Annotated in this window: 16 protein-coding genes; 9 read left to right on the forward strand and 7 right to left on the reverse strand. The window is 68.1% G+C overall.

Annotated elements, in window-relative coordinates; translation table 11 throughout:
- Positions 1–7 precede the first annotated feature (7 nt).
- Complete coding sequence (bagA, locus tag AC5Y39_RS19820; RefSeq protein WP_500021048.1) at positions 8–1,027, reverse strand: ATPase BagA; 1,020 nt, start codon at positions 1,025–1,027, stop codon at positions 8–10.
- A gap of 49 nt (positions 1,028–1,076) precedes the next feature.
- Between bagA and AC5Y39_RS19825 the strand changes: the two genes are divergently transcribed.
- From AC5Y39_RS19825 to AC5Y39_RS19835, 3 genes are read left to right on the forward strand one after another with little or no spacing between them, the layout of a single operon-like run.
- Positions 1,077–1,238, forward strand: a complete 162-nt coding sequence (locus tag AC5Y39_RS19825; RefSeq protein WP_500021046.1) for a hypothetical protein — start codon at positions 1,077–1,079, stop codon at positions 1,236–1,238.
- Positions 1,235–1,690, forward strand: a complete 456-nt coding sequence (locus AC5Y39_RS19830; protein WP_500021044.1) for a RidA family protein — start codon at positions 1,235–1,237, stop codon at positions 1,688–1,690. The genes AC5Y39_RS19825 and AC5Y39_RS19830 overlap by 4 nt, the downstream gene beginning before the upstream one ends.
- Positions 1,687–2,463, forward strand: a complete 777-nt coding sequence (locus tag AC5Y39_RS19835; protein WP_500021042.1) for an MBL fold metallo-hydrolase — start codon at positions 1,687–1,689, stop codon at positions 2,461–2,463. The genes AC5Y39_RS19830 and AC5Y39_RS19835 overlap by 4 nt, the downstream gene beginning before the upstream one ends.
- Positions 2,464–2,511: 48 nt before the next feature.
- On the opposite strand, the gene crp is transcribed toward AC5Y39_RS19835, so the two are convergent.
- Positions 2,512–3,186 (reverse strand): cAMP-activated global transcriptional regulator CRP, encoded by a 675-nt coding sequence (gene crp, locus AC5Y39_RS19840; protein ID WP_059101725.1) that lies wholly within the window; start codon positions 3,184–3,186, stop codon positions 2,512–2,514.
- Between the two features lie 78 nt (positions 3,187–3,264).
- The gene (locus tag AC5Y39_RS19845; RefSeq protein WP_500021150.1) at positions 3,265–3,528 is read right to left on the reverse strand and encodes a hypothetical protein; all 264 of its coding nucleotides are present in this window, start codon (positions 3,526–3,528) and stop codon (positions 3,265–3,267) included.
- Positions 3,529–3,720: 192 nt separating this feature from the next.
- Between AC5Y39_RS19845 and nth the strand changes: the two genes are divergently transcribed.
- From nth to marP, 4 genes are read left to right on the forward strand one after another with little or no spacing between them, the layout of a single operon-like run.
- The gene (gene nth, locus AC5Y39_RS19850; RefSeq protein WP_500021148.1) at positions 3,721–4,401 is read left to right on the forward strand and encodes an endonuclease III; all 681 of its coding nucleotides are present in this window, start codon (positions 3,721–3,723) and stop codon (positions 4,399–4,401) included.
- Between the two features lie 9 nt (positions 4,402–4,410).
- A complete protein-coding gene (locus AC5Y39_RS19855; protein ID WP_500021040.1) occupies positions 4,411–5,046 on the forward strand; it encodes a TlpA family protein disulfide reductase in 636 nt (211 codons plus the stop codon).
- Positions 5,043–5,867: an NUDIX hydrolase gene (locus AC5Y39_RS19860; RefSeq protein ID WP_500021038.1), complete on the forward strand. Its 825-nt coding sequence runs from the start codon at positions 5,043–5,045 to the stop codon at positions 5,865–5,867. Before AC5Y39_RS19855 ends, AC5Y39_RS19860 begins: the two co-directional genes overlap by 4 nt.
- The gene (gene marP / locus AC5Y39_RS19865) at positions 5,864–7,051 is read left to right on the forward strand and encodes an acid resistance serine protease MarP (RefSeq protein ID WP_500021036.1); all 1,188 of its coding nucleotides are present in this window, start codon (positions 5,864–5,866) and stop codon (positions 7,049–7,051) included. The genes AC5Y39_RS19860 and marP overlap by 4 nt, the downstream gene beginning before the upstream one ends.
- On the opposite strand, the gene AC5Y39_RS19870 is transcribed toward marP, so the two are convergent.
- The gene (locus tag AC5Y39_RS19870; protein ID WP_500021034.1) at positions 7,044–8,003 is read right to left on the reverse strand and encodes an alpha/beta fold hydrolase; all 960 of its coding nucleotides are present in this window, start codon (positions 8,001–8,003) and stop codon (positions 7,044–7,046) included. The genes marP and AC5Y39_RS19870 overlap by 8 nt on opposite strands.
- Positions 8,003–8,521 carry a phage holin family protein gene (locus tag AC5Y39_RS19875; protein WP_500021032.1) on the reverse strand — a complete coding sequence of 173 codons (519 nt, stop codon included), beginning with the start codon at positions 8,519–8,521 and terminating at the stop codon, positions 8,003–8,005. Before AC5Y39_RS19875 ends, AC5Y39_RS19870 begins: the two co-directional genes overlap by 1 nt.
- A 180-nt stretch (positions 8,522–8,701) precedes the next feature.
- Here AC5Y39_RS19875 and AC5Y39_RS19880 point away from each other — a divergent pair, with 180 nt between their 5' ends.
- Positions 8,702–9,337, forward strand: a complete 636-nt coding sequence (locus AC5Y39_RS19880) for a S1 family peptidase (RefSeq protein WP_500021146.1) — start codon at positions 8,702–8,704, stop codon at positions 9,335–9,337.
- Here AC5Y39_RS19880 and acs read toward each other — a convergent pair.
- Complete coding sequence (gene acs / locus AC5Y39_RS19885; protein WP_500021030.1) at positions 9,334–11,298, reverse strand: acetate--CoA ligase; 1,965 nt, start codon at positions 11,296–11,298, stop codon at positions 9,334–9,336. The two genes, AC5Y39_RS19880 and acs, sit on opposite strands and share 4 nt — an antisense overlap.
- Positions 11,299–11,403: 105 nt before the next feature.
- Between acs and AC5Y39_RS19890 the strand changes: the two genes are divergently transcribed.
- Entirely contained in the window at positions 11,404–12,147 is a 744-nt protein-coding gene (locus AC5Y39_RS19890) for an oxidoreductase (RefSeq protein ID WP_500021028.1), read from the forward strand.
- Between the two features lie 353 nt (positions 12,148–12,500).
- Here AC5Y39_RS19890 and AC5Y39_RS19895 read toward each other — a convergent pair whose 3' ends face one another.
- Positions 12,501–13,370 carry an HAD-IB family hydrolase gene (locus AC5Y39_RS19895; protein WP_500021026.1) on the reverse strand — a complete coding sequence of 290 codons (870 nt, stop codon included), beginning with the start codon at positions 13,368–13,370 and terminating at the stop codon, positions 12,501–12,503.
- Positions 13,371–13,386: the final 16 nt, after the last annotated feature.

Here is a 13,386-nt window from a genome sequence, read left to right on the forward strand (position 1 = left end):
TTCGTACTCATCGGACCCCCTGTCGCCCAAGCTCTTCGGCCAATTCGTAGAGGCTGCCCAAATCGATGCCGTCGGCGAGCTGAGGCAGCTCGAGACGCGGCATGTGGATCTCGTCGAGTTGCTCGGCGGCTTCGGCGCGGGCCTTGAGCCGGGTGGCGTGTTCGATGGTCTCGGTGAGCAGGCCCGCGAAATCGGCGTCGGGGAGGTTCACCCCGACCTTGGCCAGGTCGGCCCGCACCGTGTCGGCGTCGATGTCGCCTTCGGCCGCTTTGGCCAGATCGTCGGGCTGAAGGTAGACCGGCAGCGTCCGGTTGACGATCACGCTGCCCACCGGCAGGTCCATCTTCTGCAGCTCGTCGATCGCCTCCACGGTCTCCTGCATGGGCAACGCCTCCAGCAGCGTGACGATGTGGATCGCGGTCTGCGGTGAATGCAGCAGCTGCACAACACCTTCCGCTTGTGAGTGCACGGGGCCACCCTTGGCCAGATCCGAGACTGCCTTGGTGACGTCGAGGAACCGGGTGATCCGGCCGGTCGGCGGCGAGTCGACGACGACCGCGTCGTAAGCGGGCAGCCGCGCTTTGTCGGAACGCACCACAGTCTCTTTGATCTTGCCGGTGAGCAGCACGTCGCGAAGCCCCGGCGCGATCGTCGTCGCGAATTCGACCGCACCGATCCGGCGCATGGCCCGGCCGGCGAGGCCGAGGTTGTAGAACATGTCGAGGTATTCCAAAAACGCCGCCTCGATGTCGATGGCCAGCGCGTTGACCTGTCCACCACGTTCCGCGGTGGCGATCTTGACTTCTTGGTAGGGCAGCGGCGGTACGTCGAAAAGCTGTGCAATCCCTTGGCGCCCTTCGACTTCCACGAGGAGCACCTTGCGGCCGCCGGCGGCCATCGCGAGGGCCAGCGACGCTGCGATGGTCGACTTGCCGGTGCCGCCTTTGCCGGTCACGAAGTGCAGGCGCGCGTCGCGCAGCCGCGCGGGCCAACCGACCTCCGGTCCTGCCTCGCCTATGATTGCCACCTTTGCAGCCTAGCCAACGGCCTGGTCGCGACCGCTAGGGTTGGCTCTCATGAGCGAACCGACCCAATGGGAGTACGTCACGGTCCCGCTGCTGATCCATGCGACCAAGCAGATTCTCGACAACTGGGGCGAGCGGGGTTGGGAGCTGGTCACGGTGCTGCCGGGGCCCACCGGGGAGCAGCACGTGGCCTACCTCAAGAAACCGAAGTGACGGCGTCAGCGCGGCTGGCGGAGCTGGGCATCGAGCTGCCGACGGTCGCCAAGCCGCTGGCCGCTTACGTTCCGGCCGTGCGCACCGGAAATCTGGTCTATACCGCGGGTCAGCTGCCGTTGGCCGGCGGCAACTTGGTGCGCAGTGGGAAAGTCGGTGGGGAGGTCCCCGCCGAGGACGGTCGGGCGCTGGCGCGCCAGTGTGCACTCAACGCGCTGGCAGCGGTCGACGCGCTGGTGGGCATCGACGCGGTGACCCGCGTCGTGAAGGTCGTCGGGTACGTTGCATCCGCGCCCGGGTTCACTGGCCAGCCCGGGGTGATCAACGGCGCATCAGAGCTGTTCGCCGAGGTGTTCGGTGAGGCCGGGGTACATGCGCGGTCGGCAGTCGGCGTTGCGGAGTTGCCGTTGAACGCGCCGGTGGAAGTGGAAGTGATTGTGGAGGTCGCGTGAGCGACGATCATCCTGCCTATGGCGTGCTGCGGCCGGTCACCGAGACCGCGTCGGTGCTGCTGTGCGACAACCCGGGCGTCATGACGCTCGAGGGCACCAACACCTGGGTGCTGCGCGGCCCGGGAAGCGACGAGGTGGTGATCGTCGACCCTGGCCCCCACGACGTCGAGCACCTGCAGCGGGTGGCCGACGTAGCCAAGGTGGCGTTGGTGTTGATCAGCCACCGCCACGAGGACCACACCGGCGGCATCGACACGATCGTCGAGCTGACCGGTGCGGTGGTGCGATCGGTTGGCAGCGGGTTTCTGCGCGGTCTCGGCGGGCCGCTCACCGAGGGTGAGGTGATCGACGCAGCGGGCGTGCGCATCACGGTGATGGCCACGCCGGGCCACACGGCGGACTCGCTGTCGTTTGTGCTCGACGACGCGGTGCTGACCGCCGACACCGTGCTGGGCCGCGGCACCACCGTGATCGACAGCGAAGACGGCAGCCTCGGCGACTACCTGGAGTCGCTGCGCCGGCTGCGCGGTCTCGGCCGGCGGGTCGTGCTACCCGGGCACGGACCGGAGCGCAGCGACCTCGCCGCCGTCGCCGACATGTATCTGGCACACCGCGACGAGCGGCTGAACCAGGTGCGCGACGCGCTGGACGCGCTCGGTGGCGACGCAACCGCGCGCCAGATCGTCGAGCACGTCTATACGGACGTCGCCGAAAAGCTCTGGGAAGCGGCCGAATCCAGCGTCCAAGCCCAACTGGACTACCTCCGCGGGTGAATTCGGTGCGCAAACAGGCGGTCAGCGCACGAAAACGCCCCGAAATCGCTACCTAGCGCGACGGGCCAGTCGTTCGGAGTCCGAGATCAGGACGCTTTTGCCCTCCAGCCGGATCCAGCCGCGGTGGGCGAAGTCGGCCAGCGCCTTGTTGACCGTCTCCCGCGACGCGCCGACGAGCTGCGCGATCTCCTCTTGCGTCAGGTCATGGGTCACGCGCAGGGCTCCGCCTTCTTGCGTGCCGAACCGCTGGGCTAGCTGCAGCAGCTGTTTGGCCACGCGCCCGGGCACGTCGGTGAAGATCAGGTCGGCGAGGTTGTTGTTGGTGCGGCGCAGTCGGCGGGCCAGCACTCGCAGCAGCTGCTCGGCGATCTCGGGCCGGTCGGCGATCCAGGCGCGCAGCGCGTCGCGGTCCATCGATACCGCTCGCACCTCGGTGATCGTCGTCGCGCTGGAGGTACGCGGCCCCGGGTCGAAGATCGACAGCTCCCCGAACATGTCCGACGGACCCATGATCGTCAGCAAGTTCTCGCGGCCGTCGGGAGAGCGACGGCCGATCTTCACTTTGCCGGAGATGATGATGTACAGGCGGTCGCCCGGCTCGCCTTCCGCGAATACGGTGTGCCCGCGCGGGAAGTCGACCGGCTGGAGTTGTTTGGTGAGCGCGGCGACGGCGCTGGGCTCGACGCCCTGGAAGATTCCGGCCCTGGCCAGGATCTCGTCCACGTTGCCCCTCTTAAGCTGTCAGGTGATAAGTCAACAAGCGCCGACCCGTCGGATCGGCACGGTTTCGACACTTCGACGCTACACAGAATCCGCACGTCGAGTCGGTCGAAATTGCGGATTTGCCATCGCATGCACAGACCGGGCTTTGGCAATCGCATAGTGTTCGATGCCGTGGGTGCGCCGGGCCTGGAAGGAATCGAGTGCCTCCGGCATGCCGTCGCGAGCGAGCGTCCGCATGTCCGCGGCCCGGGCTTGCGCTAGGAACTCGGCGACGTCGGCGGCTCCCACACTTCCGCAATCCAGGTGGCTTTCCAGCCGCTGCAGCCCGAAGGTCGCCAACATCAGCAACCCGGGGATCAGAGCAACAAAGAGCCAAGACACAGGCACAAAGTAAACACGTCGAAGGTCTCAGCACGATCACGAAATCTCACCGGTCAGTACGCTTGCCTGGTGACTGCGAGCCGGCGAGCCGCGCCATCGGAGCGGCGGTGGGCCAACGAGACGCGGCTCGCCCTGGTCCGTCGGGCCCGGCGGATGAATCGCAAACTCGCGCAAGCGTTTCCCCACGTCTACTGCGAACTGGACTTCACCAACCCGCTCGAGCTCACCGTCGCGACGATTCTGTCGGCGCAGAGCACCGACAAGCGTGTGAACCTCACCACGCCGGCGTTGTTCGCCCGCTACCGCACCGCCCGCGACTACGCCCAGGCCAACCGCGCCGAACTCGAAGAGCTGATCCGGCCGACCGGCTTCTACCGCAACAAGGCCAGCGCGTTGATCAAGCTCGGCCAAGCGCTCGAGGAGCGTTTCGACGGCCAGGTGCCGTCGACCATGGAGGAGCTCGTCACGCTTCCCGGGGTGGGCCGCAAGACGGCCAACGTGATCCTCGGCAACGCATTCGGCATTCCCGGCATCACGGTGGATACGCACTTCCAGCGGCTGGTGCGGCGGTGGCGGTGGACCGAGGAGACCGACCCGGTGAAGATCGAGAAGGCAGTCGGTGAGCTGATCGAGCGCAGCGAGTGGACGCTGCTGAGTCACCGGGTGATCTTCCACGGCCGGCGGGTGTGTCACGCCCGGCGGCCGGCCTGCGGCGTGTGCGTGCTGGCCAAGGACTGCCCGTCGTTCGGGCTGGGCCCCACCGAGCCGCCGATCGCCGCCGCGCTGGTGAAGGGGCCGGAAACCGAGCATCTGCTTGCGCTGGCTGGGTTGTAGCTTGCCGCGATGAGCAGGTCCACCCGCTGGACGATTGCGGTGCTGATTGTGGTGGCGGCGATTGTCACCGCATTGGCATTGCAGCTGCGCGAGCCCGCCGCACCCCGCAGGCTGCCCAGCAGCCCGACAGTCGCGTCGCCCGACTCCGCCGACCTCGCCGCGCTGCGCCGCCGCGCCGCGCTGCCGCCGTGCCCGCCCGACGGCAATGGGGCGGGTCCGCAGGCGCTGCGCGGGGTGACCGTGCAGTGCCTGGCGGACGGCACCGCGGTGGACACAGGACGCGCCGTGGCGGGGCGGGCGGTGCTGCTGAATCTGTGGGCGTATTGGTGCGCACCGTGCGCGCAGGAGATGCCTGCGATGGCCGAGTACCAGCGCCGCGTCGGTGACCGGCTGAGCGTGATCACCGTGCACCAGGACGACGACGCGGCGGCGGCGCTGTCGCGCCTGGCCGACTGGGGAGTACGGCTGCCAACGTGGCAGGACGGCCGCCGCCAGGTAGCCGCCGCACTCGGCGTGCCGAATGTGATGCCTACCTCTGTGGTGGTGCGTGCGGACGGTAGCGTTGCCCGCATCCTGCCGCGGGCGTTCGCCAGCGCCGACGAAATCGCCGACGCGGTCGATCAGACGATGGGAGCGCCGCGGTGAGTTCGGAGCCGCAGGGCCGGCGACATGGATCTTGCGCGGCCCAGACGCAGGTGCTGTCCCCGGATGCTGCGCCGCCCTGGCTGCAGCCGCTCGTCGAGAACGTCGGTTGCATGCCGGCTGCCTACCGGCGCCGCCTGCCGGCCGAGGTGCTCGCGATGGTCACCGCGGCCAACGCGACCGCCAAACTCGCGGGCAAGCCCCGCGACGCTGCGGTGCTCGCGCTGTTCTCCGGACCCGACGACGCGCCGCCGGGCAGCTTCCCGCACGACGCCGATCTGTTGCTGACCGTGCGCGCCTCGTCGTTGCGCCACCACGCCGGCCAAGCCGCGTTCCCGGGTGGAGCCGCCGATCCCGGCGACACCGGGCCGGTTCACACAGCGCTGCGCGAAGCGCAGGAGGAGACGGGCATCGACCCGTCGCGGCTGACACCGCTGGCCACGCTGGAGAAGACGTTCATCCCGCCCTCGGGTTTTCACGTGGTGCCCGTGCTGGCCTACTCCCGCGACCCCGGCCCCGTTGCGGTGATGGATCCTGCCGAGACCGCGATCGTCGCGCGAGTTCCCTTGCGCGCGTTCGTCAATCCCAAGAATCGACTGATGGTGTACCGCAAGACGCTGACCCGGCGGTTCGCGGGTCCGGCGTTTCTGCTCAACGAGATGCTGGTCTGGGGGTTCACCGGGCAGGTGATCGCGGCGTTGTTGGACTGCGCCGGGTGGTCGGTGCCGTGGAACACCGACGACGTGCGCGAACTCGACGAGGCGATGGCCTTGGTGGGCGGTAGGGGCGACACCGGGGAGGACTACCTGGAGGCGCGGCGGTGACGGCATCGCAATGGTTCGACCTCGCGGTGATCGCGGTCGCGTTCATCGCGGCGATCTCGGGCTGGCGGTCGGGTGCGCTCGGCTCGCTGATGTCGTTCGTCGGCGTGGTGCTGGGCGCGGTCGCGGGCGTGTTGCTGGCGCCGCACATCGTCGAGCACATCGCCGGGCCGCGCACCAAACTCTTCGTCGCGCTGTTTTTGATCCTCGGGCTCGTGGTGATCGGCGAGGTCGCCGGCGTGGTGCTGGGCCGGGCGGTGCGCGCGGCGATCCGCAGCCGCTCGCTGCGCACGGTCGACTCGATCGTCGGCGTGGCGCTGCAGGTGGTCGCGGTTCTGGTGGCGGCGTGGCTGTTGGCCTCGCCGCTGCGGTCGTCAGATCAGCAGATGCTCGCCCAGGCGTTCGACGGGTCGATGATCCGCAAAGAGGTCGACCGGGTCGCGCCGAGTTGGCTGCAGACGGTGCCCAACCGGTTGTCGGCGTTGCTGAACACCTCGGGCATCTCCGACGTGTGGCAGCCGTTCGGCCGCACCCCGATCGTGCCGGTGGACGCACCGGATGCCGGCTTGGTCAACAGCGCGGTGGTGACGGCCACCCGGCCGAGCGTCGTGAAGATCCGGGGGCTGGCCAACGGCTGCCAGAAGGTGCTGGAGGGCACGGGCTTCGTGGTCAAAGAGGGCCGGGTGATGTCCAATGCGCACGTGGTCGCAGGCGCTGACAGCGTCACCGTGGAGTCCGACGGCACCACCTACGACGCCAAAGTGGTCTCCTACGATCCCAACGCCGACATCTCGATCCTCGAGGTGCCCCATCTCCCGGCGCAGCCGCTGTCGTTCGCCGACGGGCAGGCCAAGTCCGGCACCGACGCGGTGGTGCTGGGCTATCCCGGCGGCGGCACGTTCGTCGCCACGCCGGCGCGTATCCGCGAGATCATCGAACTCAACGGTCCGGACATCTACCGCACCACGACGGTGGCGCGCGAGGTGTACACCATCAGAGGCACTGTGCGCCAAGGTGATTCGGGCGGACCGTTGATCGATCTGGACGGTCGGGTGCTCGGCGTCGTGTTCGGCGCCGCGGTCGACGACCCCGAGACCGGCTTCGTGCTGACCGCCAAAGAGGTGGCCCGGCAGATGGCCAAAGTGGACAACGCCACCCCGGTGCCCACGGGTGCGTGTATTACGTGAGCCGTCGGCCGTAGACGTGGGCGAGGAACCGCGTCAGCTGCTCGTTGACCACGCCCGGTTCCTCCTCGTGGCTGAAATGCCCTGCGCCCGAGACTGATACGAAACGGCCGTGCGGTGCATAGCGTTCGGTGCGGTGGACCGGGTCGGCGAGCACGTACGGGTCCGCGTCGCCGCGCAGGTGCAGCAGCGGCACTGCCAGCTGACGATCCATCGACCGCATGAAGCGGTGGCCTTCGGTGCGCAGCTGACTGCGTACCGCCCAGCGCTGATACTCCAGTGCGCAGTGTGCGGCACCGGGAATCTGGATGGCTTGGCGCAAATGGCGCATGGAAACCGAAAAGTCTTCTGTATCAAGCCATTTCGCGCCGCTACGGGAACGTACCAGCGCTTCCAGCGCAGCGCCGTCGCGGCGGGTGAGCCAGCGTTCGGGCCACATCGGGACCTGGTACTTCAGCAGCGACGGCAGCAGCGCACGGCCCTGGTCGCGACGGGTAAGCGCTGACGCGCGCAGGGCCGCGGGGTGGGGGGAGCTGACCACCGCGATGGCGCGCACCAGCCGCGGGTGCAGCGTCGAGGTCGCCCAGCAGACCAGCCCGCCGTCGGCGTGACCGACGAGCGTGGCCGACGAATGACCCAACGCCCGGATCAGCCCGGCGGTGTCGCCGGCCAGCGTCCAACCGTCGTAGCCGCGCGGCGGCTTGTCGCTGGCTCCGTAGCCCCTCAGGTCGACGGCCACCACGCGGGCTCCACGCAACCCCGTGAGCTGATGGCGCCACGACCACCAGAACGATCCGAACCCGTGCAGCAGCACCACGAGTGGCCGGGCCGACACCGGGGTGTCCGCCGGGCCCGGGTCGGCCTCCACGACGTGGAACCGAATCCCGTTGGCGTGCACCTCCATATGCCGCCAAGGCCCGTCGATCCTGACGACCGACGGCGCAGGCGCCGGCACTAAGAGCCCGAGGAGTCAGACCGCGAAGGCGAGGCCGGCGGCTTTCCATTGGTCTGCGCGACGCCGCGATGGTCGTGCGACGTGAACACCTCACGCGTCTCTTTGACCGACTCGATCGTGTCGCGCGGTCCGCGGATACGTCGCACCTTCAGGTAGCCCAGCAGCGCCAGCACGGCCGTCGTGATCAGCATGACGCCGAACACGATCAAGTACGACGCCCAGCGGGTCAGCCATTCGTCGAGCAGGGTCGCGACGAAAAAGAAGAAGAAGAACGTCGAGTAGAAAAGCACCACCAGCGCGGCGATGAAGAACACGCTGCCCGTCAGGCCGCGCTTGACGTCCCGGGTGATCTCCGCACGCGCGAGCTCCACCTCGGCCCGCACCAGGGTGGACACCTGGGCGCTGGCCTCCTTGACCAACTCGCCGAGCGACGGGTTCGGCGGCAGGACATGCGGATCCGTCAACGGGATCGACGTGATGGTGCTCGGCACTGCGTTTCTGCGATCACCGTTGCTCACGGACTGTCCTCCCGCTGGTTGCTTCTGTCGGACCTGGCCGACACCGTAGCCTCGGTATCCGAAGCGCTCGCTTGTCGATGGGTTATGTTGCCACGCGGGCCGCAAGCCCACGAGGTCGAGGAGCATTTGTTGAAGATCGGGCACCGCTGTGGGCTGGTGCTGGCGGTCGTCTTGCTCTGGATGTTGGCGGCAGGGGTCGCGGCGGCCGACGGCAAGGTTCCGCTGGGCGGCGGCGCGGGCATCGTCGTCGACGGCAACACGCTGTGCACGCTGACCGCGATCGGCACCGACAACAAGGGCAACTTGGTCGGATTCACGTCCGCGCACTGCGGCGGGCCGGGCGCCCAGGTAGCCGCCGAGGGCCTCGAGGGCGCCGGCACGCTGGGCGTGATGGTCGCCGGCAACGACGCGCTGGACTACGCGGTGATCAAATTCGACCCCGCCAAGGTGGCGCCGGTAAGCAACTACAAGGGCTTCGTGATCAGCGGTATCGGGCCCGACCCGACGTTCGGGCAGGTCGCGTGCAAACTGGGCCGCACCACCGGCTACTCGTGCGGCGTGACGTGGGGACCGGGCGAGCAGCCCGGCACCATCCTCAGCCAGGTCTGCGGCCGCCCGGGCGATTCCGGAGCGCCGGTGACCGTCGGCAATCAGCTGGTCGGGATGATCCACGGTGCGTTCAGCGAAGAACTGCCCACCTGCGTCGTCAAGTACATCCCGCTGCACACCCCGGCGGTCGCGGAGTCCATCAACGCGGTGCTGGCCGACCTCGCCGCGAAGAACCGCCCCGGTGCGGGGTTCGTCCCGGTCGGCTAGTTCTCAGCCCTGCTGTTGCGAATCGCTTCGAACACCCCCGGATCCACCAGCGTCGAGGTGTCGCCGAGTTCGCGGCCTTCGGCGACATCGCGCAGCAACCGGCGCATGATCTTGCCGCTGCGGGTCTTCGGCAGCTCGGGCACCACGTGGATCTCCTTGGGCCGGGCGATCGGCGAGATCTCCTTGGCCACCTCGGCGCGCAATTCCTCGCACATGTTGTCGCGGGGTTTGTCGGCGGCGCTGGCTTCCAGGATCACGAACGCGATGATCGCCTGACCGGTCTGCTCGTCGCTGGCGCCCACCACCGCGGCTTCGGCCACGTGTGAATGGCCCACCAGCGCCGACTCCACCTCCGCGGTGGAGATGCGGTGCCCCGACACGTTCATCACGTCGTCGATACGGCCGAGCACCCAGATGTTGCCGTCCGGGTCGTAGCGGGCGCCGTCACCGGCGAAATACCAGCCCTGCTTCTCGAAGCGTGACCAGTAGGTCTCCTTGAACCGCTCGGGGTCACCCCAGATGCCGCGCAGCATCGCGGGCCACGGCTGATCGAGCACGAGATATCCGGTCGAGTGCTCGCCCCAGTCCGGGCTGGGTTCGATGCGGTTGCCGTCGTCGTCGACGATCTGCGCGCAGATTCCCGGCAGCGGCGCCATGGCGGAGCCCGGCTTGCAGGCGGTCACGCCGGGCAGCGGCGAGATCATGGCCGCCCCCGTTTCGGTCTGCCACCACGTGTCGACGACCGGGGTGCGGTCGCCGCCGAACACCTTGCGGTACCAGCGCCATGCCTCCGGATTGATCGGTTCGCCGACCGAGCCCAACAGCCGCAGGCTGGACAGGTCGTGTGCATCCGGGTATTCGCGGCCCCACTTCATGAACATGCGGATCAGCGTCGGCGCGGTGTAATAGATTGTGACGCCGTACTTTTCGATGACCTGGAAGTGCCGGTGCTCGTCGGGCGAGGCGGGCGTGCCCTCGTAGACCACCTGGCTGACGCCGTTGGCCAGTGGCCCGTAGGTGATGTAGGTGTGGCCGGTCACCCAGCCGATGTCGGCGGTGCACCAGTACACGTCTTCGTCGGGCTTGACGTCGAACACGTAGTAGTGGGTGTAGGCGGCCTGAGTGAGGTAGCCGCCGCTGGTGTGCATGATGCCTTTGGGCTTGCCGGTGGTGCCCGACGTGTAGAGCAAAAACAGCGGGTGCTCTGAGTCGAACGCCTCCGGTGTGTGTTCTGATGCGGCGGAGTCGACGGTCTCGTGCCACCACAGGTCGCGGCCTGCCGTCCACGGCACGTCAATTCCGGTGCGCCGCACCACAAGTACGTGCTCGATGCTGTCCTGTCCGTCGACGGCCTCGTCCGCCGATTCCTTCAGCGACACCGCCTTGCCGCGACGGTATTGGCCGTCGGTGGTGATCAGAAGTTTCGCTTGGGCGTCTTCGATGCGTGCCCGCAGCGCAGACGCGGAGAAGCCCGCGAACACGACACTGTGCATGGCACCGAGGCGGGCGCAGGCCAGCATCGCGACGATCGCCTCAGGCACCATCGGCATGTAAATCGCAACGCGGTCACCGGCTTTGACGCCCAGATCAGTCAGCGCGTTGGCGGCCTTGCACACCTCGTCTTTGAGTTGGGCGTACGTCAATGTGCGGCTGTCGCCGACGGGCTCGCCCTCCCAGTAGATCGCGACCCGGTCCCCGTTTCCGGCCTCCACGTGCCGGTCGACGCAGTTGTAGGCGACGTTGAGCTTGCCACCGACGAACCACTTCGCGAACGGCGCGTCGGACCAGTCCAGCACCTCGGTGAACGGCGTCTCCCACGCCAGCCGGTTGGCTTGCTCCGCCCAGAACGCCAACCGGTCCGATTCAGCAGCCTTGTACAGCTCGGCAGTGGCGTTGGCGCGCTGGGCGAATTCCTCTGACGGCGGATAGGTGGCGGGAGCTTCGGCTTGCGTCTCGGTCATAGCTGTGAGCCTAGTCACTCGGCGTTGTCTGGTGCAGCGCTGCGGATTGGGGTGCGCACCGCACCGGTTTACCGGAAACGCCCCCGCGCGGTTAGCGTCACGAGCGTGACCGATCCACTGGCTCCGCTGGCCAAGCTGCCTGGTGTCGCCGACGCGAGCGAACTTGTTCGCGAGGCTCTCGGCAAGGCACACCGGCACCGCGTCAATCTGCGCGGCTGGCCGGCGAGTGCGGCAGAGGCCGCCGTGCGGGCGGCTCGGGCGTCGTCGATGCTCGACGGCGGCGCGCCCCGGTTCCCGGCCGACGGGCTGGACGGCGGTCCGATCCTGGCCGGCGCACTCCGGGTCGCTGAGGCATTGCAGGGCGGACAGACGGCGTTGGTGAGCGTTTGGCAGCGCGCACCGTTGCAGGCGCTGGCACGGCTGCACGCACTGGCCGCGGCGGATCTGGTGGACGACGACGCATTGGGTCGGCCCCGCGAGGGCGCGGCGGGGCGGCTGGAACTGCTGGCCAAGCTGATGACCGGCGGCAGCGCAGCGCCGGCCCCGGTGCTCGCGGCGGTAGCGCACGGCGAGATGCTGACGCTGGCCCCGTTCGGCAGCGCCGACGGAGTGGTGGCGCGCGGAGTCTCGCGGCTGGTGACCCAGGCCAGCGGGCTGGATCCGCACGGCCTCGGCGTGCCGGAGGTCTATTGGATGCGCCATGTTGCCGAATACCGTTCGGCTGCCCAGCAATTCGCCACCGGCACACCCGACGGGTTGCGGCAGTGGATCCTTCTGTGCTGCCGGGCATTTGAAGAAGGCGCCAGCGAAGCACTGGCGATCGCTCAGGCGGTGTCGAGACAGACGTGAAGCGGGCGGCGATCCGAATCGCTTCGGCGCGCCGCCCGCTAGCGCGGACCTCCGGTTACCAAGCGTGCAACAGGGGTTGCGTGGGTGGCCTCGGCGTCTTGCGATGCGCTTCAACTGCTGCCCCACCCAAGGGGCTGTCGTGTTGTCCGCTTTCCGCAATCACGCAGGCCCGCAACACTTCTGCCTTTATGCGGCGTGCTCCGCGTGGGTACCGGGATCCGCGCTGGGTAGTCCGGCTCGGGAGATCGGATCTTCTCTTCCGATCCGACCTTGGCCTCGCCGGGCTGCCGTGGTTCCTTTGTACTACGTGACCATCGTCACATCAAGGGCGTACGCGGCTCCGAGATCCCAGATCAGAGAACGAAGCGCCGCAGCAGCGAGTACGTCAGCGCACCGGCCGCCAGCGCGCTGACGCCCACCGCGGCGGTGGTGGCCACCGCGGCGGTCGACGGTGCCGGAATGCGGTCGCGCAGCGACACCGGCTTGGAGAACGTCAGCACCGGCCAGCCCCGCGCCGCCGCCTCCTTGCGCAGCGCGCGGTCCGGGTTGACGGCCGTCGGATGACCGACCGCCTCCAGCATCGGTAGGTCGGTGATCGAGTCGGAATAGGCGTAGCAGTGTTCCAGCAGATAGCCCTCGCGGGCGGCCAGCTCCCGGACGGCTTGCGCCTTGCCTTCGCCGTAGCAGTAGAACGCGACCTCGCCGGTGTATTTGCCGTCCTTGACCACCATCCGCGTCGCCATCGCGTGAGTGGCGCCCAGCGCGCGCGCGATCGGCGCGACGATCTCCTCACCGGACGCCGACACCACCACCACGTCGCGCCCGCAGAGCTTGTGGTCGGCGATCAGATCGGCGGCTTCGGCGAACACCAGCGGATCGACGATGTCGTGCAACGTCTCTGCCACAATCGATTTCACCTGTTCGACGTCCCAGCCGGTGCACATGTTCATCAGGTAGGACCGCATCCGATCCATCTGGTCGTGGTCGGCGCCTGACATCAAGAACAGGAACTGCGCATAGCTGGATTTCAGAACAGCGCGCCGATTGATCAGCCCTTGGTCGAAGAACGGTTTGCTGAACGCCAGGGTGCTGGACTTCGCGATGACTGTCTTGTCGAGGTCGAAGAACGCCGCGGTCTTGGTGCGCCCGTTGGGGATAGCGTCGGCCGGAGGGGTGAGCTGCGTCGTGGTCAGCGGTGTGGAGGCCTGCTCTGAGACGGTCACGGCTTCAGCATAGGGC

Source organism: Mycobacterium sp. NGS39 (assembly GCF_059812765.1).

Coding starts and splice junctions, on each gene's coding strand:
- AC5Y39_RS19825 (WP_500021046.1), top strand. CDS start 1,077: ATGAGCGAACCGACCCAATGGGAGTACGTCACGGTCCCGCTGCTGATC.
- AC5Y39_RS19845 (WP_500021150.1), bottom strand. CDS start 3,528: ATGTTGGCGACCTTCGGGCTGCAGCGGCTGGAAAGCCACCTGGATTGC.
- nth (WP_500021148.1), top strand. CDS start 3,721: ATGAATCGCAAACTCGCGCAAGCGTTTCCCCACGTCTACTGCGAACTG.
- AC5Y39_RS19855 (WP_500021040.1), top strand. CDS start 4,411: ATGAGCAGGTCCACCCGCTGGACGATTGCGGTGCTGATTGTGGTGGCG.
- AC5Y39_RS19880 (WP_500021146.1), top strand. CDS start 8,702: ATGTTGGCGGCAGGGGTCGCGGCGGCCGACGGCAAGGTTCCGCTGGGC.
- acs (WP_500021030.1), bottom strand. CDS start 11,298: ATGACCGAGACGCAAGCCGAAGCTCCCGCCACCTATCCGCCGTCAGAG.